The sequence below is a fragment of the Microvirga vignae genome, assembly GCF_001017175.1.
In the GTDB taxonomy this organism is placed as follows: Bacteria; Pseudomonadota; Alphaproteobacteria; order Rhizobiales; family Beijerinckiaceae; genus Microvirga; species Microvirga vignae.
Window position 1 is genome coordinate 148,860 of record NZ_LCYG01000023.1, and the last position, 22,461, is coordinate 171,320.

General features: G+C 60.5%; 26 protein-coding genes and 1 tRNA gene. 18 read left to right on the forward strand and 9 right to left on the reverse strand.

Annotated features, from left to right (window positions below):
* Nucleotides 1-148: 148 nt before the first annotated feature.
* The 6 genes from AA309_RS11180 to AA309_RS11205 all read left to right on the forward strand — a co-directional run bounded on the left by AA309_RS11180 (nucleotide 149) and on the right by AA309_RS11205 (nucleotide 4,899).
* Entirely contained in the window at nucleotides 149-391 is a 243-nt protein-coding gene (locus AA309_RS11180) for a hypothetical protein (protein ID WP_047189085.1), read from the forward strand.
* Between the two features lie 263 nt (nucleotides 392-654).
* On the forward strand, nucleotides 655-846 hold the full coding sequence (locus AA309_RS11185; protein ID WP_047189086.1) for a hypothetical protein: 192 nt from the start codon (nucleotides 655-657) through the stop codon (nucleotides 844-846).
* Nucleotides 847-890: 44 nt separating this feature from the next.
* The gene (locus AA309_RS33015; protein ID WP_084731099.1) at nucleotides 891-1,046 is read left to right on the forward strand and encodes a DUF1127 domain-containing protein; all 156 of its coding nucleotides are present in this window, start codon (nucleotides 891-893) and stop codon (nucleotides 1,044-1,046) included.
* A gap of 121 nt (nucleotides 1,047-1,167) precedes the next feature.
* Nucleotides 1,168-1,380, forward strand: coding sequence for a hypothetical protein (locus AA309_RS11190; RefSeq protein ID WP_047189087.1), 213 nt, complete (start codon nucleotides 1,168-1,170; stop codon nucleotides 1,378-1,380).
* 1,047 nt (nucleotides 1,381-2,427) lie between these two features.
* Nucleotides 2,428-3,552 carry a DUF2778 domain-containing protein gene (locus AA309_RS11200; RefSeq protein ID WP_052954637.1) on the forward strand — a complete coding sequence of 375 codons (1,125 nt, stop codon included), beginning with the start codon at nucleotides 2,428-2,430 and terminating at the stop codon, nucleotides 3,550-3,552.
* Between the two features lie 204 nt (nucleotides 3,553-3,756).
* Nucleotides 3,757-4,899: an alginate lyase family protein gene (locus AA309_RS11205; protein ID WP_047189089.1), complete on the forward strand. Its 1,143-nt coding sequence runs from the start codon at nucleotides 3,757-3,759 to the stop codon at nucleotides 4,897-4,899.
* Between the two features lie 149 nt (nucleotides 4,900-5,048).
* On the opposite strand, the gene AA309_RS11210 is transcribed toward AA309_RS11205, so the two are convergent.
* On the reverse strand, nucleotides 5,049-6,035 hold the full coding sequence (locus tag AA309_RS11210; protein WP_047189090.1) for an SDR family oxidoreductase: 987 nt from the start codon (nucleotides 6,033-6,035) through the stop codon (nucleotides 5,049-5,051).
* Between the two features lie 286 nt (nucleotides 6,036-6,321).
* Between AA309_RS11210 and AA309_RS11215 the strand changes: the two genes are divergently transcribed.
* From AA309_RS11215 to AA309_RS31890, 3 genes are all read left to right on the forward strand, one after another.
* Nucleotides 6,322-8,022 carry a sensor histidine kinase gene (locus AA309_RS11215; protein WP_052954638.1) on the forward strand — a complete coding sequence of 567 codons (1,701 nt, stop codon included), beginning with the start codon at nucleotides 6,322-6,324 and terminating at the stop codon, nucleotides 8,020-8,022.
* Nucleotides 8,023-8,238: 216 nt separating this feature from the next.
* Nucleotides 8,239-8,943 (forward strand): glutathione S-transferase N-terminal domain-containing protein, encoded by a 705-nt coding sequence (locus AA309_RS11220; RefSeq protein WP_047189091.1) that lies wholly within the window; start codon nucleotides 8,239-8,241, stop codon nucleotides 8,941-8,943.
* 367 nt (nucleotides 8,944-9,310) lie between these two features.
* On the forward strand, nucleotides 9,311-10,315 hold the full coding sequence (locus AA309_RS31890; protein ID WP_052954639.1) for a phasin family protein: 1,005 nt from the start codon (nucleotides 9,311-9,313) through the stop codon (nucleotides 10,313-10,315).
* 93 nt (nucleotides 10,316-10,408) lie between these two features.
* Here AA309_RS31890 and AA309_RS11230 read toward each other — a convergent pair whose 3' ends face one another.
* Together AA309_RS11230 and AA309_RS11235 are read right to left on the reverse strand one after the other, a co-directional pair.
* Nucleotides 10,409-11,557 (reverse strand): amidohydrolase, encoded by a 1,149-nt coding sequence (locus tag AA309_RS11230; protein WP_047189092.1) that lies wholly within the window; start codon nucleotides 11,555-11,557, stop codon nucleotides 10,409-10,411.
* A 36-nt stretch (nucleotides 11,558-11,593) separates the two neighbouring features.
* Nucleotides 11,594-12,499: an MYG1 family protein gene (locus AA309_RS11235; RefSeq protein ID WP_047189093.1), complete on the reverse strand. Its 906-nt coding sequence runs from the start codon at nucleotides 12,497-12,499 to the stop codon at nucleotides 11,594-11,596.
* A 246-nt stretch (nucleotides 12,500-12,745) separates the two neighbouring features.
* Between AA309_RS11235 and AA309_RS11240 the strand changes: the two genes are divergently transcribed.
* The 6 genes from AA309_RS11240 (at nucleotide 12,746) to AA309_RS11260 (ending at nucleotide 15,883) form a co-directional block, all read left to right on the forward strand.
* A complete protein-coding gene (locus tag AA309_RS11240) occupies nucleotides 12,746-12,955 on the forward strand; it encodes a heavy-metal-associated domain-containing protein (RefSeq protein WP_047189094.1) in 210 nt (69 codons plus the stop codon).
* A gap of 69 nt (nucleotides 12,956-13,024) precedes the next feature.
* A complete protein-coding gene (copM, locus tag AA309_RS11245; RefSeq protein WP_047189095.1) occupies nucleotides 13,025-13,402 on the forward strand; it encodes a CopM family metallochaperone in 378 nt (125 codons plus the stop codon).
* A gap of 70 nt (nucleotides 13,403-13,472) precedes the next feature.
* Nucleotides 13,473-13,610, forward strand: a complete 138-nt coding sequence (locus tag AA309_RS35165) for a hypothetical protein (protein ID WP_160310440.1) — start codon at nucleotides 13,473-13,475, stop codon at nucleotides 13,608-13,610.
* A 267-nt stretch (nucleotides 13,611-13,877) separates the two neighbouring features.
* Nucleotides 13,878-14,180: a hypothetical protein gene (locus tag AA309_RS11250; protein ID WP_047189096.1), complete on the forward strand. Its 303-nt coding sequence runs from the start codon at nucleotides 13,878-13,880 to the stop codon at nucleotides 14,178-14,180.
* A gap of 171 nt (nucleotides 14,181-14,351) precedes the next feature.
* Entirely contained in the window at nucleotides 14,352-14,831 is a 480-nt protein-coding gene (locus AA309_RS11255; protein ID WP_047189097.1) for a DUF411 domain-containing protein, read from the forward strand.
* A 41-nt stretch (nucleotides 14,832-14,872) separates the two neighbouring features.
* Nucleotides 14,873-15,883, forward strand: coding sequence for a ribonuclease Z (locus tag AA309_RS11260; protein WP_047189098.1), 1,011 nt, complete (start codon nucleotides 14,873-14,875; stop codon nucleotides 15,881-15,883).
* 6 nt (nucleotides 15,884-15,889) lie between these two features.
* Here the strand turns inward: AA309_RS11260 and AA309_RS31895 are convergent, their stop codons facing one another.
* A complete protein-coding gene (locus AA309_RS31895; protein ID WP_052954640.1) occupies nucleotides 15,890-16,354 on the reverse strand; it encodes a DUF2726 domain-containing protein in 465 nt (154 codons plus the stop codon).
* A gap of 100 nt (nucleotides 16,355-16,454) precedes the next feature.
* On the opposite strand from AA309_RS31895, the gene AA309_RS11270 reads away from it, so the two are divergent.
* Complete coding sequence (locus tag AA309_RS11270; protein ID WP_047189099.1) at nucleotides 16,455-17,156, forward strand: L,D-transpeptidase; 702 nt, start codon at nucleotides 16,455-16,457, stop codon at nucleotides 17,154-17,156.
* 86 nt (nucleotides 17,157-17,242) lie between these two features.
* Complete coding sequence (gene mepK / locus AA309_RS31900; protein WP_084731105.1) at nucleotides 17,243-18,448, forward strand: peptidoglycan L,D-endopeptidase MepK; 1,206 nt, start codon at nucleotides 17,243-17,245, stop codon at nucleotides 18,446-18,448.
* On the opposite strand, the gene AA309_RS31905 is transcribed toward mepK, so the two are convergent.
* Nucleotides 18,445-18,873 carry an RNA polymerase sigma factor region1.1 domain-containing protein gene (locus tag AA309_RS31905; protein WP_052954642.1) on the reverse strand — a complete coding sequence of 143 codons (429 nt, stop codon included), beginning with the start codon at nucleotides 18,871-18,873 and terminating at the stop codon, nucleotides 18,445-18,447. The genes mepK and AA309_RS31905 overlap by 4 nt on opposite strands.
* 126 nt (nucleotides 18,874-18,999) lie before the next feature.
* Nucleotides 19,000-19,257, reverse strand: coding sequence for a hypothetical protein (locus AA309_RS11285; protein ID WP_047189100.1), 258 nt, complete (start codon nucleotides 19,255-19,257; stop codon nucleotides 19,000-19,002).
* 122 nt (nucleotides 19,258-19,379) lie between these two features.
* Here AA309_RS11285 and AA309_RS11290 point away from each other — a divergent pair, with 122 nt between their 5' ends.
* Nucleotides 19,380-21,347, forward strand: coding sequence for a PhoX family protein (locus AA309_RS11290; RefSeq protein WP_047189101.1), 1,968 nt, complete (start codon nucleotides 19,380-19,382; stop codon nucleotides 21,345-21,347).
* A 120-nt stretch (nucleotides 21,348-21,467) separates the two neighbouring features.
* Here the strand turns inward: AA309_RS11290 and AA309_RS11295 are convergent.
* From AA309_RS11295 to AA309_RS11305, 3 genes are all read right to left on the reverse strand, one after another.
* Nucleotides 21,468-21,544 (reverse strand) — tRNA-Asp (locus AA309_RS11295).
* 144 nt (nucleotides 21,545-21,688) lie between these two features.
* A complete protein-coding gene (locus AA309_RS11300) occupies nucleotides 21,689-21,913 on the reverse strand; it encodes a hypothetical protein (protein WP_047189102.1) in 225 nt (74 codons plus the stop codon).
* Nucleotides 21,914-21,946: 33 nt separating this feature from the next.
* Complete coding sequence (locus AA309_RS11305; RefSeq protein ID WP_047189103.1) at nucleotides 21,947-22,450, reverse strand: peptide deformylase; 504 nt, start codon at nucleotides 22,448-22,450, stop codon at nucleotides 21,947-21,949.
* Nucleotides 22,451-22,461: the final 11 nt, after the last annotated feature.

The following is a 22,461-nucleotide window of genomic DNA, read 5'->3' on the forward strand; positions in this document are numbered from 1 at the left end:
CAGTACAGGTGAACAGTCGCTTAACGAAGGGGTCTATTCCCCTGCTCCTGCTCAAGCGGATGCCAGACGGAACCCGCTCTGGGGACAGACCGTCTATCAGAAGAAGGCTGCGTCATCGCTTCCATGGCCCTACCAGGAGTGCACTTGGATGTACAAGGGATTTGGCGTCACCGTGACGGTGACACATCCGGACCATCGGGCGCCGAAAATAGCCCCTCTGGTGGTCGTTGCCCGCGACGAACGCGACGCCGAGCTGATCGCGGCGCAGGCCGCTGGCCCGAGCGCATCCGCCGAAACGCTGCGTGAGCTCACGGATGACGAAGTCCTCGCCTATGGTCTCGACCTGCAGGACCACGGCAGCGCGAAGGTCTTGCCGATCCTCAACCTGTAGCGATCTCAACGCCTTGGACAGCATTATCGCCTACTCAGCATAATGGATAGACAGCGGATGCACTGCCGCCGGAATGCTTATTTTCCGTGCTGCCCGCCCAGAACTCAGGCACCCTTCGCATAGAAATAGAACATCCACCCTTGCGACATGCATCGTACGCATGGCTAACATTCGCCGACCCTTCTTTTGCAACGCACCAAAATAAGCATATTCACTTAGACGAAAGTATTAAACTGGCTTGACCAGAATTAAGGTGAAACTCGATGAGCACGTTGCAGATTAGCGCTCCCACTGCCGCCAATTCTTCCGTTGCAAACCCGCAGCGGCCCGGCCCTTTGCTCCGGGCTCTTCATGCGGTAATCGCCGCGATGGCCGAAACCAACCGCCGCAAGGCCGAGCGTGAGATTGCTCGGGTCGCCCGCATCTATAGACTCGACAACGCCGATCACGCCTGAGCTGCCGGTACGTTTCAGGTCCTCCCCAAATCGAGATCGATCCCATGCTGATGTCCATGATCCTCAACCGTCTGGCTGCTTGGCGCCGCTATCGTCAGGCCTTTCGCGAGCTGGACGGGCTCAGCGACCGCGAGCTGGCTGAACTCGGCTTTGGCCGTCGCGACATCCGCGTCCTCGCCCGCGAGACTGCCGCCCTGTGAGCTGTCCCGGGAACCTCCTGGGACAATCGGCTCCAGCTCTGCACGCTCGACACGCCTTGATCCGGCTCAAGCCCCCGTCTGCATGAAGCGGCTAAGGTGAAGCACCTCAAAAGGTGCTTCCATGCTGAAACTTGCCACCCTCATTTGGATGATCCCCGGCACCGCGCTTGCCGGAGCCTTCGTGATCCCGGTCCTCGCTGTCCCCTCCCTTGCCGATCAGGGCATGACACTCATTCCCTATGCCGCCGGAGACGGGTCCCTGCTTGCCTTTCCGCTTGCCATCCTGGCCGCGCGGAAGATCTATGCGGCGACAGCAGCACGACGCACAGCCTGAGATAAACCGAGGAACAGCGCCGTCCGCGTGTGTGTTCCGCCCGTGAGACTCCACGGTCGGTCCGGATGGCGTAAACCTAGCCCCATCTCTCATCATGGCGGTTCCTGGACGTGATCCGGGATCAGCCTTGGCCCGCTAAGCGTGTTCGCCCATCAGCCCCCTTGTCATGGCCGGCTTTGTGCCGGCCATCCCCGTCCTTTTGCCCTGTGCCGTCTTGCTGTGTCCCGTCTCTACCTCATCATGGCCGTCCCCGGACGTGATCCGGGGATCAGACCCGGCCATCCCGTCTGCTTGCATCGCCAACGACACCCTCCGCGTCATGGCCGCACCTGTTGCGGCCATCCACGTCTTCGGAGTCTTCGGAACCGCAGTGGTTCGAAGCCGTGGATCCCCGGCACAAGCCCGGGCATGACGGCGGAGGGTGCTCCTAATCGCGGAGGATAGTTCCCACTTTGTTCTTGACAATGTTCCTAAGCTGGGCCATGGTCAGGCTGTCCTGCCGAGGGGCGCGCTCGCGAGGCGTCGTGACTGCGGGGTCGGGAGCGGTCTCGTGCAGGAGCCCGACGCAGGCTCGTGTGACGGGAGGCCCAGGCTGCGGCGCGGGCTCCCGGCTGGTCGCAGGCCGGCTGCTCAGACGGGCAGGGTCCGCTTGCGGCAGTCGCTGAGCCAGGGCTCGCCTGTCCGCCTCAACAAGCCGTGCGCGAGGGGCCGTCCGGTTCCTCTCACACCTCAGCCATCGAGCCGGACCGCTCCTCGCGCCCCCTCGATCCCTCACCCTCGGAAGCCGCACCGGCCCCGAGGCCGCTCCCGCTCGCCCGCAGGCTCTTTGACATCTCACTCATCCCTCTCATGCCGATCAGAACCGTCCTGCCATCCTGGCTGGCGAGTGGGACTGCAAGCGCTTCAGCCCCGGCAGAAGCGCATTCAATTATCCATGTTTTAACCAAACCATCGTCTAATCGGTCCTGAGTGAACGTGTGTTTGCGCGCATGACGGTTTCATTACTCCCGATGTCTTGTGCGCCAGAGTTGTTGCGTAGAGTCCGCCATGGTGCACTATCGTCATCCGTCAGGCCGCCGAGTCCATCGGAAGAACCGGCGCAATCTTTTTCTGACGGCAGCTCTCGTGGCGATCTCCATGAGCCCTGTGGCCTTCTACGCCAACCTCCAGGTTCAAGGCCCCACACCACCCACCATCGAGACTTCTGGCAGCATTACGGACGCCCCACCTGCGCAAAGCGCGGTAGCAACAGCTTCCAGCGATGACGATGCGTTGATGCTGATTGATCCCAAGCCTATGGGGAACCCCGAGGCACTTGGGTCGGCGCACAATGCGCCGCTTGGCACAACGCTCAAGCCGTTCTTCACGCCGCGCGCCGTGGCCAGTGCTATGCCGCCCGTGCAAGAGGCCGTTCGGGAGATCGAGCCGCCTCCAGCCGTCACGACGGCTGAAGTCATTCAGCCGTCACCTGTTCCTCTGCCTGTGCCGCGCCCCGCCGAATTCCGCTTCGCCAAGGTACCCGAAACCCCGAAGCCCGTGGCGCCGAGATCGGTGAGCGCGGCAGCCCCGGCGGGCGCCAGGACAGCCGCCTTGCAGGCAACACAGACTCCAGCCCCCAACGAGCCTTCCTTCTTCGAGAGGCTCTTCGGCATCAAGCCCGCGACCCCGCCTGACAATACCCTCAGCTACGCAGCACTGGGCAGCACCACCGGCAGCATTGCGCCGAGTGTGCGCTTCAGCCCTGCTCCGCAGGTCGACGACAGAACCGCTGTCTATGACATCAGCGCGAAGGTCGTCATCATGCCTAACGGCGAGCGTCTGGAAGCGCATTCCGGCCTCGGCGACAAGCTCGACGATCCGCGCTTCGTCAATATACGCATGAAGGGCGCGACGCCGCCGGGCACCTACATCCTCACCGAGCGCGAAGCGCTGTTCCATGGCGTGCGCGCCCTGCGCATGCACCCGGTGGGCGGCAGCGCCGCCATCTATGGCCGCGACGGCATTCTCGCCCACACCTACATGCTCGGGCCGAACGGGGACTCGAACGGCTGCGTGTCCTTCAGGAACTACGACCGGTTCCTGCAGGCTTATCTCAGAGGAGAGGTGAAGCGCCTGGTCGTCGTTGCCGGGAGCAAACAGGATCTTCTGCCCCGTATGGTCAACCGGAGCTAACGCCTCACGAGGCCCAAGCGCGAGACCTGAGCATCCGAACGATCTTGCACGGCGCTTCTCTCGGCCGAGGCTCCCTTCCATAGAGAACGCATCGTTCTTGCGGAACCGGAGGTCCGCATCAGAGACCCGAAGGGCCAAGTCACTGAAAACCGGGTCCACTTTTCCGCACGATGCGCTAGTTCATGGTCGAACAGGGAGGACGGGATGAAGCGCACTCTGGGATCGTTTGTGCGATGGGCTGCACTCCGGCCTCCTCGCATTCCGGCAAGAAACTTTCTCGCCACCGCGACCCTTTTCGGCATGCTGGCGGCGGCAACTCCGGCCGTCGCGCAAGGCGGGACGGGCTATCTGGTCCCCGCTCCTGCCCCGGACAATCTTCAGAAGACGCCGCGATACGATTGCGACACGCCCGGCGAGCCGCTGGTCTCGCTCGATGTGAAGAGCAAGTACAAGCAGGACGATGCCAGCCGCTCAACCATCGACGAGGATGCCGAAGAAGCCTATTCCGAAGCCGTGGAGCCCCTGCGCGATTACGGCAGAGCGCTGGTGAAGGTTTCGAATGCCTATGTGAAATCCGATCCTAAGAATACGGCGGCTGCGGCCTGCGCGCTCACTTGGCTCGACACTTGGGCGAAGGCGAACGCACTCACCGATATGCGCTCCAGGCAAGCGAGCCACAATCAGGGCCAAGCCGTTGGCGGGATCGCCCTGGCTTATCTCCAGATCCGTCATGCGCCCGGCCTGCCGAACGAGCAGAAAAAGCGCGTCGAAGCCTGGCTCAATAAATTGGGGCATCAGGTCGCCGATGCCATGGACAAGAACGACGGCGTCTCGGGCCGGAACAATCACCGCTACTGGAACGGCCTGAGCGCAATCGCCGCCGGCATTGCCACAGGTGACCAGAAGTTGATCAAATGGGGCGCCGAGAGCGCCCGTATCGGGATCAGGCAGATCACCAAGGACGGCACTCTGCCCCTGGAACTCAACCGCGCGAAGCGGGCCCGCGATTATCACGGTTTCGCCGCCGAGCCGCTGATCGCCACAGCGGAACTCGCACGCACGCAAGGCATCGATCTCTACGCCGAGAACGACAAGGCTCTGTCGCGCCTCGTCAACCGCGTGGTCGAGGCCTTTACAGATCCATCCTTCTTCGAGAAGGCCACGGGTTCCAAACAGGAGCCCTATCCCGGCGACGGCACCGTGCCGGACTCGCGCATCGCATGGCTCGAAATCTACCAGAGCCGTTTTCCTTCGGAAAAGGCCGAAGCTCTATTGGCCTCCAAGCGCCCGGTCGCCTCAAGCGGCATCGGCGGGAACACGACATTGCTGTTCCGCGGCAAGGACTGAGCGCCGACAAGGCTTAGAGCCTCGGACGAGAAAAGTGGAATGCACTTTCGGGATTCGATCCGATGCTCATTCTTGAGAGGAGCGCATCGTTGATGTGGAAAACCGGGTCCACTTTTCGCTGACGCGGCCCTTCGGGTCCGCACGATGCGCTAGGGCTGTCCGCTGCCTCCTGTCGCGCCATAGACCTGCCCCGTGGCGTAGCTCGCGTCAGATGCGGCCAGCTGCACATAAATGGAGGCCAGTTCCACCGGCTGGCCCGGACGTCCGAGCGGCGTATGGCCGCCGAATTGCTGCAGCTTTTCCTGTGTGGCACCGCCGCTCACCTGAAGCGGCGTCCAGATCGGGCCAGGCGCGACACCGTTCACGCGAATGCCCTTGGGGCCGAGCTGCTTCGCGAGCGACTTCGTGAAGTTCATCATCGCAGCCTTGGTCATGGCGTAATCGACGAGATTAGCCGACGGATCATAGGCCTGCTCCGACGTGGTCTGGATGATCACCGAGCCGGGGCCCAAGTGAGGCAGCGCTGCCTTGGTGAGCCAGAACATGGCGTAGATGTTCGTCTTCATCGTCGCGTCAAAATCCTCCGACGTGATGTCGAGAAGCGATTGCCGCTGTTGCTGACGCGCAGCGTTGTTGACGAGAATGTCGAGACCGCCGAGTTCGCGCACTGCATCGGCAACGATGCGCGTGCATAAAGCCTCATCGCGAATATCGCCGGGCAGAGCGACGGCAATGCGGCCTCCCTTCTTGATGAGCTCGATCACCTCGCGGGCATCCGGCTCCTCATCGGGATGGTAGCTGATCGCCACGTCGGCCCCCTCTCGAGCATAGGCGATCGCCGCCGCGCGGCCCATGCCGGAATCGCCACCGGTGATCAGGGCTTTGCGTCCCTGCAACCGGCCAGAGCCCTTGTAACTCGTTTCGCCGTGATCGGGACGAGGATCCATCTTGCTCGCCAGGCCCGGCCAGGGCTGCGATTGGGAGCGGAATGGAGGCTTGGGATATTTCGTGGTCGGATCATCCCTGGCTATCGCACCGCTGGCACTTCCTGGCTGCGCCGCCGCAGACGCCAAGCCGGTGGCCGCCCCGCCAACGACACCCTGCCGCGAGATCGAATCGTCATCGTCTCGATGCATATCACTGTCCTCTCATCGGATGATTCAACCGACTAACGGGCTTCCGGAGCATGGGTTCAGAAGATGCTTCGGCCTCGTATGGCGGCAAGGCGTCACCGGCAAGCTCCGATCCTCCGGCTTTTCCACCTGCTTCCCAGACCTGCCTCGGAACCTTGACAGCGTAAGGATGTTCCATGTTCAGGCCCTGCCCAAGGACCATGAGCAACAAAGCCGTGTGATCTCCGCCGGCTGATCGGGCTCTTTCGGGTCCTGTCTCGGCGGTGGGCGGATCAGGAGTAGGCAACCGGTGGACGCGCTCTTCACTCAGGCAACGGTTGGCCTCGCCGAGTGCGATCTGCACGGATACCTCCTGCGCGTGAACGATTATTTCTGCACCATGCTCGGCCGCAGCCGAGAGCAGCTTCTTGGATGCCACCTCAGCAAGATAGTGCACCCGGATGATCTTCCGCGAACCGAAGCATTGCTGACGGGATTGATGAAGGACGATCGCTACGAGGTCGAGAAGCGCTACCTCCGCCCCGACGGCTCAGTGGTCTGGACCCGGACGGCAGCGACCCTCATTCGCGATGAAACAGGCCGACCGGAAAAATCCCTGGCCGTTTGCATCGATATCACCCAGAACAAGCGCCACGAGGACATCCTGCGGGAGAGTGAGGAACGCTTCCGCCTGCTCGCCAATTCGGCGCCTGGAATGGTCTGGATCACCAACGGCGAAGGTGAAGTGACCTATGCCAACGACCGATGGTCAGAATACACGGGCCGCCCTCTGTCAGAGGTTCTTGGGTTCAGCTGGCTCAACACAGTCCACCCAGATGATGTGGAGGGTACGCTTCGCATCTGGACCGATGTCCGGATTAAGGGAATCCCCTATGAGACGGAGTTACGCTATCGCCGGCAGGACGGCGTCTACCGTTGGCATGTCGTCAGGGCCAATCCTTATCGACATCCCGGCTCTGACAAAATCACGGCCTGGTTCGGCAGCTCGACGGATATTCACGAGCTCAAGACCGTCGAGGCCGCCCTGCGTGAAAGCGAGCAGCGGCTCAGGGCAACCTACGACAACGCGGCTATCGGGATCTGCGAAGTCGACGGGAATGGCCATTTTCTGCGGGTCAATGAATGGCTGTGCACGATTAGCGGCTACGAGCGGAACGAGCTGCTCGCAATGACGATAAGCGACATCACTTTTCCGGATGACCAAGCGCACGACTTGGAGCTGTTCCACCGGCAAATGGCCGGTGAGATCGATGTCTATTCCTTCGAGAAGCGCCTTCTGCATAAAGACGGGCATCTTGTCTGGGTTGGTCTTTCTGCGTCACGTGTCGATGATCTGGCCGGTCGCCCTCTTTATGGCATCAGAGTCCTGCGCGATATCTCCGCCCGTAAGCGCGCGGAAGAAAGCCGCAATCTCCTCATCAACGAATTAAATCACCGGGTGAAGAATACCCTGGCAACCGTACAGTCGATTGCACGGCAAACCTTGCGCAATGCCCGCTCACCACAGCAAGCCGAAGAGGATCTGGAGGGTCGTCTACTGGCTCTCTCCCGGACGCACGATGTTCTCACACGGGAAAACTGGGAGCGCGCCGGACTCCCCGACATCGTGGCCCAAGCGATTGCCCCCTATCTGAGCCGAGGCGAGCAGCGCTTTGAAGCGCACGGGCCGGGAGTGAACCTGACCCCTCAGCAGGCACTATCAATCGCAATGGCCCTTCAGGAACTCGCCACGAATGCGGTCAAGTACGGCTCGCTCTCGAACGAGACAGGTGTGGTTTCCATTGAATGGTCCACGACGCGCTCCGATAAAGGCTTATACCTCCGTCTTGTCTGGAAGGAGAGTGGCGGCCCGCCAGTGCAGTCCCCTACCCGCCGCGGCTTCGGAACGCGCCTCATAGAAAGAGGCCTCGCCAGGGAGCTGGAGGGGCAGGTCAAGATCGACTTTCTCCCCAGTGGCCTCATCTGCACTGCAGATATCCCTTTGAGATGAGCATACTTCTCGAAGGGCCTTCACCAAAGTCATCCGCAAAGCGGATCCATGTGGACCGGATTACCGGCTTTCCCGCCACCACGATCCAGAGCGGCCAACTCCTGCCGAAGGACCCGGTAGAGGAGGCTCTATCCTTTTGCCGCTCTCTCCAAGGGACACAAGATGACAACCTCGGATTTCTACGTCATCTAAGGGATCCCCTTTCTGGAGATTCCCATGGCAGAGTTTTCCGCCTTCCCCATCGCCAAACGCTGGCCTGCATCCCATCCGGACCGGCTGCAGCTCTATTCGCTGCCGACGCCCAACGGGGTGAAGGTGTCGATCATGCTGGAGGAGATTGGCCTGCCTTACGAGCCGCATCTGATCGATATCGGCAACAACGAGACCTGGACAGAAGAATTTCTCTCGCTCAATCCAAACGGCAAGATCCCGGCGATCATCGATCCCAATGGGCCGGATGGAAAGCCGTTAGGGCTCTTCGAATCCGGCGCGATCCTGCTCTACCTTGCGGAGAAGAGCGGCCAACTCCTGCCGAAGGATCCGGCGCGGCGCTACGAGACCATCCAATGGGTGTTCTTCCAGATGGCCGCCGTGGGCCCGATGTTCGGCCAGCTCGGCTTCTTCCATAAATTCGCGGGCCGCGAGATCGAGGACAAGCGGCCGCTCGAGCGCTATCGCGCGGAGTCGAAGCGCCTGCTCGGCGTGCTGGAAAAGCGGCTCAAGGGCCGCCAGTGGATCATGGGCGACGAATACACCATCGCCGACATCTCCCTACTTGGCTGGGTGCGCAATCTCATCGGTTTCTATGGGGCCGGCGAGCTTGTTGAATACGACACGCTGAAGGATGTTCCTGCCTGGCTCGAACGTGGCCTCGCTCGCCCTGCCGTGCAGCGCGGTCTTGAAATCCCGAAGCGGGCGTGACCCGCAATTAGGCGCTACTTTTCCCAATGTCCTGTTAGCCACAACCGTGAGGGCATCCTCCCGGTTATCTGCATGGTCCCGCCTCAGAGCGACGCAGAACAATCTCGCATCTGCCAAAAAATTAACACAGATTAATAAAATCAATAGCGACGTGCTCTTGTCTCAGTTCTCGCAAAGAGGAAACCACAGAGTAAGCTGTGCATTAGGGCGCCAGAGAAGCAGCCTGGCTGAGAGCATGTCTATGCGGCCTCACCTCCGATCGTGTTTCGGTCGAGGGTGGAGCCTTGCGGCTCTGATCGACATAGATCGAGCCAGTAGTGCGCGTTCAAGTGAATTGAAACCACTCTTTCAACAGTAATGAGACACGATGCCCGCTAGCAGACGCTTCAGTCAAACACCGCCAGACAAGGCAAACGAGTTCTTCGAAAAGCTCCTTGCGACGTCCGATAATGCTGTCAAGACACGCGAACGTCTCTTCGCAGATCTCAAGGAAGAGCTCGAACTCTTGGCAACTCTCCAAGAGCAGCATCTCTTTCCAGTTCTGATGCGGAACGGAATGCACGATCTCGTGCAGATGGCCGTCAACGACAACCAGGAAACTGTTGCGCTCCTAACACAGCTGGAGCACATGCCCAAAAACAGCAGCGAGTTCCTCGATCAGGTCGCTCGATTGAGGAGAATTTTCCAACAGCATATCCGGGATGACAAGAAAGAACTTCTTCCAGCCGTGCTCGAGGTTCTCAGCGAGGAGGAGATAGACGCGGTGATCGAGAAGGTGGAGGATAAGATGGCCAGTATTGACGAGGCAAAGCGGTTTGAAACGCAGCATAGCCGTGAGCAGGCCGAGACCGTCCAGCGTGTCGCGATTGATGTCGCCGATACAATGCGAGCAGGAGTGGAAAGCGCCCAGACTCTCGCCCGTACTTTACAGGAAGCCGTCGAGAGCAGCTTCAACACGTTCACCGAACTGGCTCGCCAATCGACAGGGCAAGCCATGCAGATGTTCAACCGTCCCGGCGGAGAGACACAGGGACTCACGGCACAAGCTTCGCAAAACTTCCGGATTGCCGCGCAATCCGGTTCGGCTCTGGCACGTGGGATGCAAGACGTTTCCCGCGAATGCTTTGAACTGAGTCAGAGGCGCTTTCAAAGAAACCTCGAAGGCTTGACCGCCTTGGCCCAATGCCGGTCTATGTCCGACTTCATTGCAGTTCAGAGTTCCCTGATCCGGGACAACGTTGAGCAAACCGTTGACAACAGCCGGCGCATTGCCGAGCTCACCCTCCAAGTGGCGGACGAGGCCACTCGCACTGTGACCGTTCAGGTCGAAGGATCCGAAAAGACAGCCCAACGTGTCAGCCGCGCAGCCTGAGGGTTAGAAACTGTCCAAATCGGGACGCTCCTGGCTTCGAAGCCAGGAGCGTCTGCACGCATCAAGTCGAAAAGCGGCACAAGGGCAAGGGATTTATCCTACCAAATCCCGCAACGTACGCATGAAAATTCGCGATCCGATCGCAATCAGATCGTCCGGAAAATCATAATCCGGATTGTGGAGCGCTGCGTGATCCTCACCAGCACCGAGAAAAAACATCGCGGCCGGAGCATTCGCACCCAACTGCCCGAAATCTTCGGACGGGCGCATGGGCAGATCCCCCCTGTCATGCGGCACGCCTTCGGCATCGAGCGCACGGCGTAAGTGTGCCACCGCTTCGGGAGCGTTCTCGCAATGGCGGAAAACGTCGCTGTACAAGATCTCGACGGATAAACCGCTATCCCGCGCGGCATCCTTGGCCATTTGCTCGGCCTTGGACACGAGAGCGTCCATGCCTGCGTCAGTCATCGTCCGAAGCGTTGCCCAGATCTCTCCGTGAGCGGGAGCAATGCCGAAGGCCGGCTCGCCGATCTGCGCGTGCGTCACGGTCACCATGGCGAAGCTCTCGCTCATGGGACCGCCGCTGCCTAAGGACGTGAGCGCCGGCATGAGCTGCGCGATGGCATTGACCGGCGACACTCCCGTCTCAGGCATCGAGGCATGGGCTGTCTTGCCCGTGAGCACAATGCGCATACCGCGTGAGGCACAACTCACCGGTCCCTCGATGAGAGCGACCTTGCCGAACTTCATGCCTGGTAGATTGTGAAGCGCGAACACGAAGTCGGGCGCGATCTCGCGAAACTTCGAATCCGCTACAACGGCCGCGGCTCCCGCTCCCGTCTCCTCGGCTGGCTGGAAGAGCAGGATAGCACGACCATGTTGCGGACGTTGCCGGCCCAAGCCCCGGGCGAGAGCCGCGAGGATCGCCATGTGCCCGTCATGTCCGCACAAATGCGCCTTGCCCTGCGCGCGTGAGCGATGAGGCGCTGCGGAAATTTCCCCGATGGGCAGGGCATCGAGCTCCGCGCGAAACAACACCGTGGGGCCGGGCCCCCTGCCCTCGAAGATGCCGGCCACGCCATGACCGCCGAGGTCCGTGACGATCCGATCGGCGCCAGCGGAGGTAAGCAAGGTTTGAACCGCTCGGGCGGTTTCAACCTCCTCTCCCGATATCTCGGGATGGCGGTGCAGCCCGCGCCGCCACTCGGTTAGCTCGACCACGTCTTGGTTGGTTAAAAACATGGGAAGGAACTCTGGCCCATCATAAGAACAGGATGGTCAGATTGCCCCAATTTGCTCACCCACGGCAATCGCCTGTTCCACCAATCGGATGGCCGAGGCTCGGGAACGGGCTCCGCAGATGAAACCGCTCGGATGGCAAAAGACGCCATCCGGAATGCCTGCAACCCTGGAGAAGGCTTCCTCCTGCAGGCCTCGCCAGACTTCCGGTAGGGACAGTCGCTGTCCGAAGGAATTGGGCTCCGGCGGAATCGTGCGACAGTACCAAGAAGTAGAATCCTCGTTTGGATAGATGACGAAGAGCAAATCTTTCAGGCCGCCTTCGAACACCGCCTTTTCCCAGGGGAGCTTTCGATCGAGCACGATTACGCGCGGATCTTTCGTCTCCCGAGCCGCGGTTGCCACGAAGGACACGGCTTTAGCCTCCGCATAGGCTTGGCGGCAGGCGCGCAGCAGAATGCCGTGCGCCACGACAGCCGCCTCCGCAAACGCTTCGTCAAAGGTTTGGGTGCTGTCCCACGTGGGGTTGAATGCCTCGATCAGTAGGGCAAGATGCCCTGGGCATGCGGATGAGACGCCGTTGTCGGCGAGATCGATGGCGAGAATGAGCCCCGCATCAATATCTTGCCAGACGACCTCGCGCGTATCGTCTCCAATTTCCGGCACGAAATGGTTGAGAGCCTGACGCCCATAATCGCGCCAGATCAGGCCGACCGAGCTGTAGGGCGTGCCATCCTCGCGGCGCGGCAGGTCGCGCATATGATGGTCATAGCGGTTCCTCGCAGGCTCATAGACGCCGCCCACGTCGAACACGATATCGGCTGCAGCAATCAGAGCAGGATCGCGGGTGCGGATGAAATCGAAATCCCCAAGGGCCGCACGCAGGACAGCGGAGGCGAACACGTCATCCGCATGGAATGTCCCGCTATGAGTCACGATCTTCATACTGCCCTTCCCGTCAAATCAATCAAACCCCTGTCGTCTCCTCAGGAGCCAAGCTATGGCGAGGCATATAACCCTATTACGAGGGAGCAGAACAGGGCCGGCATGGCTGAATAGCGTTTTTCTTGCGGCTAATTGAACCTTTCTTTCGAGTTAGGGCAGCCGGAAGGCTGGCCGCCATCGCTTGACCTTGCCATGGTAGGAAGGTCTAGACAGCCGAGGATCTTGGTTTACGGGGAAGATCCGAACATGCATCGATTCCACATTTCCGGCATGACCTGCGGCGGCTGCCTCGGAGCAGTGACAAAGGCAATCCTGAAGCTCGATCCGCAAGCGCGCATCGAAAGCAACCTTGAAAAGCGCACGATCACGGTCGCAACGGATAAAGCCGAAGCCTCCCTGCTCGCCACTCTGGAGAATGCTGGTTACCCAGCTCAAGCAGTTTCTGACGCCAGATGAGGCTGCAGCCTTATCTCTTTCTGGTGCAGCCCTTGCGCCTCCCGCCCCCCAATCTTTAGGAGATTGATCATGATCCTACGCTCTTTGATCATGGCGGGCAGCGTCGCCGCTCTTCCGACGCTCGTACTCGCGCAAGGAACCTCCCATAGCGGCCATTCCACGCCGATGCAGACGCAGCAATCCACGGACACGCCGGCCACGAAGGGCTACCGCGAAGCCAATGCGAAGATGCATCGCAATATGGATATCCCCTATACCGGCGACTCTGATGCAGATTTCGTACGCAGCATGATCCCGCATCACCAGGGCGCCATCGATATGGCGAAAGTCGCTCTTCAGAATGCCAAGGATGAGCAGGTTCGCAAATGGGCAACCGACGTGATCCGCGAGCAGGAGCGCGAGATTGCGGAGATGCAGGCTTGGCTGAAGAAGAAGGGTGTACAATAAACCAAACGGCCTTGCCTTGAGTCCGGCCTTTTGTTTCACTTGAGTCCGGCCTTTTGTTTCAGGTGTGCTCGTGAACGACCTGAGCTTCGACCTTGCTATCGAAGATGTGGGGTCGCACGGTGCGGGTGAGCACCTGCCTCAGCTTGATGCGGCATCCAGCGTGCCGATGCCGACGAATCCCGACGAACGGAAGGTGTCGCCGCTCTGAATCAAGGCGACCTTCTCTGCCGCGCCGGTGATCTTGTCACGCGTGGGCCCTCCCCTCCCTTTAAGATGCAATTCCTCACTAGGCTTCCAAGTGGTTGTGTGGATTGCTGTTTCGTGAGGATCGGATCATCCTCACCTTGGCAGTGTCAATATGGCCTGGGAGCGTGTAGAGGATCGGTGCTGCGCACTTGTGGGGAGCACCATGCTTCGAACGAGAGGGCTCGTGCGTTAACGGGTATCCCTTGCGGGCGACAGGAAAGGAAAAACCATGTTTACGCTTACAATCAGCGACAAGCCGATTGCCATCACCAATGCCGATGAGGAGGAAGCCCGCGAGCTCCTCATGAGCGAGGATTTCAAGGAAGACCTCAAGTACTTGGAAAGCGAAGGCGCTCCCATCTGGGACGGCTTCGCCACTCTCAATGTCCGGCCAGCCACCGAAGAGGAAAAGGCCGAATTCGAGGGGGCGGATTTCGATGATGAAGAGGACGAGGACGACGATGAGGAGGATGGCCCCTACATCATGTTCCTGGTCGACGTGACGGACCCGGATGAGGCTGACGAGGACTAAGTCCTTTCTTCAGATTAGTTTTAAGAAAGCCGAGCCCGCTGTTTCCGGGCTCGGTAACCAGGACGCAGTGTCTCCGTTTCCTGAACGGGACATCTCCACCCTTCACGTTCTTGACCTTGCCACGGTGGGAAGGTGCAGACCCTGAGCGACATGGCTCAATGGAGTTCAACCATGCGATCCAACCTGATGATCAGCCGAAGAGCGTTGCTGACGGTCTTCATCGCTTCTCCCCTCGCGACGCGAACGGCGTCGGCCGAAGCGCTGCCAAAGATGGTGGTGACCAAGGATCCGACATGTGGATGCTGTGGTGCCTGGGTGGAGCATGTCCGCTCAGCAGGCTTTACGGTCGAGGTTATTGAATCGCCGGAGATGAATCGCGTGAAGGCGCGCCTCGGTGTGCCGCAGGATCTGGCCTCCTGCCATACGGCGGAGATCGGCGGCTATGTAATCGAGGGCCATGTGCCTGCGGATTCGATCAAGCGCCTTCTTGCGGAAAATCCCAGCGCCAAGGGGCTGGCCGTCCCCGGCATGCCGGCAGGCTCGCCTGGAATGGAGGTTGCAGGTATGGAGCCTGAAACCTTCGAGGTGGTGCTCTTCGGCCCCTCGGGCCAGCGACCCTTTGCCCGCTACAAAGGTGGCAGGCCCGCCTGACGCGCACGGGAACACCGGACGAGCCGGGCCGTTGGCCCTCCATGTCCTGGCTTGTTCAACCCCGTCTTGTGAACGACCCCTTCAGCGATCCAGGCGTCTACCTTGACTTCCGGTATGGCCGTCGGGCGATCCTTTTCGATCTTGGCGATGTGAGCCCGTTGTCGTCGCGCGAGTTGCTGCGGGTCAGTCATGTCTTCGTCTCGCATACGCATGTGGACCACATCGCCGGCTTCGACCGCCTGTTTCGGCTCTGTCTCCATCGCCCCTCGCCGCTCATCCTGATCGGACCATCCGGTTTTACGGATCAGATCGAGCACCGCATCCGCAGCTTCACCTGGAACCTGCTGGACGAGAACTCAGTCGATTTCTGTCTGCGTGCAATGGATTATGATGGCGTCCGCCTGACGAAGGCTGCCGAATTTCATGCCCGTGAGGCCTTCGCTCGACGCGAGGTGCAGGCACCGAACTTTCCGGAAGGCCTTGCATGGGCGGAGGCGGATTTCAGGATCGAGGCCGTTGCTCTCGACCATGGCATTCCCTCCCTCGCTTTCGCCTTGAAGGAAGTCATGCAGGTCAATGTCTGGCGCGGCATGCTCGCGGAAATGGGGCTTCCACCCGGACCATGGCTCAATGAGGCAAAGCGTGCCGTCCGTCGCGGGCTGCCGGACAATCATCCAATCTCGGTTTCAGATCATGGAACGATCAGGCTGAGCGAGCTGAAGCACCGCGCCCTGCGCGTCGCTCCGGGACAGATGGTCGCCTATGTCACCGATGCGTCTCCGCATGCGGCAAACCGCGCCAGGATCCTGCAACTCGCCGATAAGGCGGATCAGCTTTTCATCGAGGCGGTGTTTCTGGAGAAAGACCGGCACCTTGCCGAAGCCTCGCACCATCTCACTGCCTGGGAAGCAGGCGCCATCGCTCGAGAAGCTGGCGTCCGCGCCGTGACTCCGTTCCACCACTCCGCCCGTTATCTCGGCGAGCCCGAGGTTCTGCGGCAGGAACTGTTCGAGAGTTTCAGACCAAACGAAGCGCAATCCTTGATCGCTTGAGGCAGTTCACCGCGCAGCGAACACAGTCTTATAGATCTGTTCCGGCTCCGGCCTCCTGTTGGACTGGTATCTCAGTACACGATAGCCACAGGATTTGAGGATCTGGTCGCGCCTGGCATCGCGCTTTGCATCATGGGAGCGATCGTCGAGCTCGACCACCGCGATCACCTCCATGTCGCAGGCGATCACCCAATCGACGCGCATGTTGGAGATCTGCTTGAACGCGACCCAGAACGTGCGGCTGCCCTCCTTCGCATCGGGCCGCAGGAGGGCCAAGATCGGCACCTGGGGCCAAATCTCGCAGTCGGGAAACGCCTTCAGCAGGCGCTGGTAAAACTCTCTCTCATTGGCTGTCATGATCGGCGTGCGGCGATAGCGCACGCGGCGCGCCCAGATTAGCGCAACGATGAGCGCCAGAGCGAGCAGGACAATGCCGGCGAGCCATGTCCAGGACATGTTTTCGATGATCATGCGACTCGCCCTCTCGTGGCCTCCAGTCAGGCTCCATGAAACCGAGCCGTATGGTCCTGCGTCTTCTTATTGCCAGGTTAAAGTTTTGGGGAGAGTGAAGATGGACCTCAATCGTCGCGCCTTTGTCTTAGGTCTTCCGGCTGTCGCCGTTTGCTCCACCCTGCCAACCGGTTCGAGCCTTGCGCAGATGGCGATGTCACGTTCGACCTATCAGGCGATGTACGCGCCGATCGATGACGATCTCTACCCGATCCCGGGCGTCGATCTCTCGAGAATCAACCAGAACTACCTGCGCAAAGTCGTCCCGTACGAGACGAGCGAAGCGCCCGGAACCATCGTGATCGACCCCCGGAGCCGCTATCTTTATCTTGTCTTGAGAGACGGCATGGCAGTCCGCTACGGCGTCGGCGTGGGTCGCTCCGGCTTCAGCTGGTCCGGTACGGCGGTGATCAAGGACAAGCAGGAATGGCCGGATTGGTATCCGCCCAAGGAGATGTTCGGGCGCCAGCCTGAGCTGATGGAGCAGATGGGTGAGTTGCCTGGTGGTGCTGGAATGCCGGGCGGGCCCGGCAATCCTCTCGGCGCCCGCGCCATGTATCTCTGGCAGGGCAACAAGGATACGCTCTATCGTATCCATGGCACCTTCGAGCCCTGGACCATCGGCACCAATGTTTCGTCCGGCTGCATCCGCATGATCAATCAGGATGTGATCGACCTCTACAATCACACCCCTCTCGGCACGAAAGTCGTGGTGCGCGGTTCTGCAGGATCCAAGCGTAACCAAGCTGCACCTCGATCCTGAGAACGAAGTATTAAGCCTATTTTTGCCATGGTTGACCGCCACACCTGTCTTAAGGGAAGCGGGATAAAAGCAATATGCGGGACATCATGGCCGGACCGGAACGGTCGCTCGGCAAGCATACGACGCGATGTGTGCTTGTGAACAATTGCGAACAGTCCAGGAAAAATGTCCTTAAGATTACATATCTTCTTGCCGGTATTGCTGGACTTGCTGCCATGATGCCATGGAATACGACGGTACGCGCGGATGGCGAGACGCGAACCCTGAGCTTTGTTCATACCCATCGACAGGACAGCACCACCATCACCTTCCGGCGGAACGGCCAGTATGACGAGCAGGCCCTGAACCAGCTCAACTGGTTCCTGCGCGACTGGCGTAACGACAAGCCGGCGCGCATGGATCCTCGCCTGTTCGACATCCTTTGGGAGGTCTATCGCGAGTCCGGATCGCGGCAGCCCATTCATATCATCTCGTCCTATCGCTCACCTGAGACCAACTCGGCCCTGCGTCGTCGGTCGAGCGGTGTTGCCGAGAACAGCCAGCACATGCTCGGCAAGGCCATGGACATTCGCCTGCCCGACGTTCCCACCGAGCGTCTCCGCGAGATTGCCATGCGCATGCAATATGGCGGCGTCGGCTATTATGCGTCCTCCGATTTCGTGCATGTCGATACGGGTAACGTGCGTGCCTGGCCACGCATGTCGCAGCAGCAACTTGCACGTCTCTTCCCGAGTGGGAACACCGCCCACCTTCCTGCCAACGGCAAGCCCCTTCCTGGCTATGAACAGGCCAGAACTCAGATCGCTGCCCGCAACGCTGCCCTTGCCACGCAAGCCTCGGCGGGCGGCGGCTCCATCGGCACTCTGCTCGCCAATGTCTTTGGACGGAAGACGCCAGCACAACAGCCGGCGCCCGTTCAGGAGCCGACAGTGGTTGCCTCCGTGGCGCGTGCGGAGATCAAGGCACAGCCAGTTCCGCTACCGCCGCAGCGGCCGCAGGACGCGGTCACCCAGACAGCAAACATCGAGGCACCGTTGCCGCCTGCCAGAATCGCGCTGGCTCCGGCTTCGCCCAGCAAAGCACTCGCCTCTTTCGAGCCTATTCTGGGATTCGATGTAAAGGCAGCCGTAAAGTCGCTCTTCGAGCCCAAGACCGCCCTGCTCGATACGGGCTTCTCTTCAGGTACGCTGGATGACTTAAGCCATACGCGCTTCACCGGCCCCGTAACCAAACCCCTTCCGCGGCTTGAGCAGGAGCCGTCTCCCCTCGGCATGTGGGCAAAGGCCGGCTAGCCCGCCGTTGCAAAGATGATCAATGCAAACACCGCGAAGGCGAGCATCCCGGCTGCTGCGACGATCCAAGGCGAAAAAGAGGTTTCCTGCGTTTCGGCTTGACGCGGCTCAGGGAGAGCAGGTTTCGCCGGCTGCAGGGGTTTTGCTTTGGAGGGTTTGCGGCTCGCGCGAGGCCCCGGGAAAGGAATGATCTCGGCGCTCTGGCGCGGCATCGCCACAGGCTTAGGATCAGGCAAGAGCAAACTTTCCTCAAGCTCGACCGGAACGCCCGTCTCTTCCAGATGAACTACGACCAGCGCGATCTCTTCCGCGCTCATGCTCTCGATGGGAAGGCTCGCTCGAAGGTCTTCGGTTGTGAGATGTCCCCTCTCGCGCCCAAGGGAGATCAAACGGTCCAAGGTATTACTATCGAGTGCCGGCTGCATGAGGGCATCACCTCAACGTTTGACAAGGCTTGTGAGCCTAACGCGGCAGTCTGGTAAGGTGTTGCACTGGCTCTGCATCTGTCCGGCAAGTTTTTTTGAGGACAGGCACTCAGGCTCTCGAGCGCTTCAGTTCTTCGTCGCGTTGGAGGCTTCCTTGAGTGCCTCCTTCTGCTGCCGAACTTGCTCGGAAAGCTGCTCGGCGATGGCTGCCAATCGGGCGGCTGCCACCTCCTTGCCGAGCACCTCGACCTGACCGGCCAATCCCACGGTGAGGAGAGACTCGAAGATGATGTCGGCGGGCAGGCCTTTCTTGATCAGCTCGATGGCGAGCTTCTGCCATTGATCGGCCAGCTGGATGCGGAGGGTAGCGTTATCGTCAGTCATATATCGATCCATACATGATCCAGCAGGGTCTGTCCCGGCAATTGTGCCAAAGCTCAGAGCTGTCACTTAGCTTACATAGAACCGTTCTAAGGCGATTTGGTCCCTCATAATGGAGAAGCCAAATGGACGAGCACAAGGTTCGCCTTCGCGCCAGCGAATTGGAAGATTCCGGCGATGTCGGCATCAACCCGACGGAAAACCTCACCATGGGCGAGATCATCGCCACTCGCTTCAACCGGCGTGATCTCCTGCGCGGCTCGCTTGCCGTTGCCGCCATCTCCGCGACGGTCGGCACGCGCGCTCTGGCCGTGAACGAGCAGCCGGCAAAGAAGCCAATGGCTGCCTCCTTCGACTTCAAGGAAATCGAGGCCGGTGTCGACCAGACCCACCATGTGGCAGAAGGCTATGATGCCCAGGTGCTCCTGCGCTGGGGCGACCCGATCTTCGCCGATGCCCCCGAGTTCGACCCCGTGAACCAGACCGCAGAGAAGCAGGCGCGTCAGTTCGGCTACAATACGGACTTCATCGGCTTCATTCCGCTCGACGGCTCGGCCGATCACGGCCTGCTCGTGGCGAACCACGAGTACACCAACGAGGAGCTGATGTTCCCGGGAGTCGGCGTTCAGGATCCCAAGGACGCGAACTTCGGCAAAATGACCAAGGAGCTGGTGGATATCGAGATTGCGGCCCATGGTGGTGCTGTGGTCGAGATCCGCCGCGTCGACGGCAAATGGCAGGTCGTCAAGGACTCCAAATACAACTGCCGTATCACGGCCGATACGCCGATGGAAATCACAGGCCCCGCTGCCGGCCATGATCGAATGAAGACCTCCGCCGATGCCACCGGCCGTAAGGTAAACGGCATGGTCAACAACTGTGCTGGCGGCGTGACACCCTGGGGCACCTGGCTGAGCTGCGAAGAGAATTTCAACGGCTATTTCTGGGGCAAGGTCGCCGAGGACCATGCCGAGGCCAAGAACTACAAGCGCTACGGTATCGGGACGCCGGCCTATGCCTGGGGCAAGTTCTATGATCGCTTCGATCTCGCGAAAGAGCCCAGCGAGGCAAACCGCTTCGGCTGGGTGGTGGAGATTGATCCGTTCGATCCAAATTTCGTACCGAAAAAGCGCACTGCGCTCGGCCGCACCAAGCATGAAGGCGCGGCCGGCATCACGAACAGCGATGGCCGCTACGTGGTCTATCTCGGTGACGACGAACGCTTCGACTATGTTTACAAGTTCGTCACAGCCGGCAAGGTCGACACGCAGAACCGGGCTGCCAATTTCGGCCTCCTCGATGAGGGCACCCTCTATGTCGCCAAGTACAATGCGGACGGCACGGGCACCTGGCTGCCGCTCGTTCATGGCCAGGGACCGCTCACCGAAGCCAACGGCTTCAAGAGTCAGGCCGACGTGTTGATCGAGACCCGCCGCGCGGCCGACCTTCTCGGCGCGACCAAGATGGACCGTCCCGAGGACATCGAGGCGAACCCGCAGACCAACCGCGTCTACGTCATGCTGACGAACAACACCCGGCGTAAGGAAGATCAAGTCGACGCGGCCAACCCACGCGCCAACAACGCCTTCGGGCACATCGTCGAGATGATGCCGGAAGGCGGCAACCATGCTGCGATAACCTTCACTTGGGAGGTCCTGGTGAAGTGCGGCGATCCGTCTGTTGCCGCGGTCGGCGCGACCTTCTCGTCCGAGACCACCAAGAATGGCTGGTTTGGCATGCCGGATAACTGTGCCATCGACAGCCAGGGCCGCCTCTGGATCTCCACCGACGGTAACAATGCCAAGGCAACCGGTCGTGCCGACGGTCTCTGGGCTCTTGAAACCGAAGGAGAGAAACGCGGCACCTCGAAGCACTTCTTCCGCGTGCCGGTCGGCGGCGAGCTGTGCGGCCCCTCCTTCACGCCGAACGACGAGTCTCTTTTCCTGGCCGTACAGCATCCCGGCGAGGCGGAGGAAGGCGCGACATCGACCTTCGAGCATCCGATCACCCGCTGGCCGGACTTCAAGGACAACATGCCGACCCGTCCCTCGGTGGTCGTCATCACCAAGCAGGGCGGCGGCAAGATCGCCTGATCCGAACGGCCCTCGATCTCAACCGGCAAAGGAGCTCCTGCGGTTCCTTTGTCTGTTTCAGGAAGCAGATGCGGTTCAGCCGCAAGGCTGCGCAGCAAGATTATTTCTTGAGAGGGAAAGTGGCGCGGGCGACGGGGCTCGAACCCGCGACCTCCGGCGTGACAGGCCGGCACTCTAACCGACTGAGCTACGCCCGCGCATTTCGTCTTCATCGCGTTCGGCCCGAGGCCTTTAATTTCTGCGATGGAGGCGCGCTCGTACCGGTGATTTGGCGGGCTGTCAAATGTTGTTTTCGCCATCCACAGCCCTGGCCGGCTTTCCCGGACAATAATCCTCGTCGATCAGTCCCGTGTGCTGACGGAGAACAGCTCGTGCCCTGCCCCGTTCAGCACGCGCACGGCCTCGATTTCGGGATCGCGGGATTGCGGACGCCGGGCGAGTGCGAAGACCTTCAGGGCGCGCTCCTTCGCCTTCTCCAGAGAATCGGTGCGGACCATGATGCGGCGGATAACCCCGCCGCCCGCCTCTTCCGAGGCAACGGTCTCGATGCGGTAGATTTCAATCACGAAGGGGCAACTCCACTTGGATTTGGCTCCATATCACGCCCTCAGGCGCTGGAGCTTGTCGAATTTCTTGATCAGGCGATCCCTCTTCAACTTCGACAGGCGGTCGATCCAGAAGATCCCGTCGAGCTGGTCGATCTCATGCTGGTGACAGACGGCCATAAGCCCCTCTGCTTCCTCCTCGTGCTCCGTACCATCGAGATCCTGGTAGCGCACCCGCACCCGAGCATGCCGTTCGATCTCGTCCGTCACGCCAGGCATCAAAACGCTTCCCTCGACATGACGGATCATCTCAGACGAGGACCGGACGATCTGCGGGTTCACGAAAACATGCGGCGAAGCATCGGTTTCGAGCTGGATCACCACGAGACGCTTGAGCACCCCGATATGGGGAGCCGTGATCCCGATGCCAGGAGCCGCCCGCATCGTTTCCGTCAGGTCCTGCGCAAGCGTGCGCAGATCATCGTCAAAAGCGCCGACTAGCTCGGCCTTGAGGCGCAGGCGCGAATCCGGAAAGCGGACGATGGGACGGATCGGCACGGGCAGGCTCC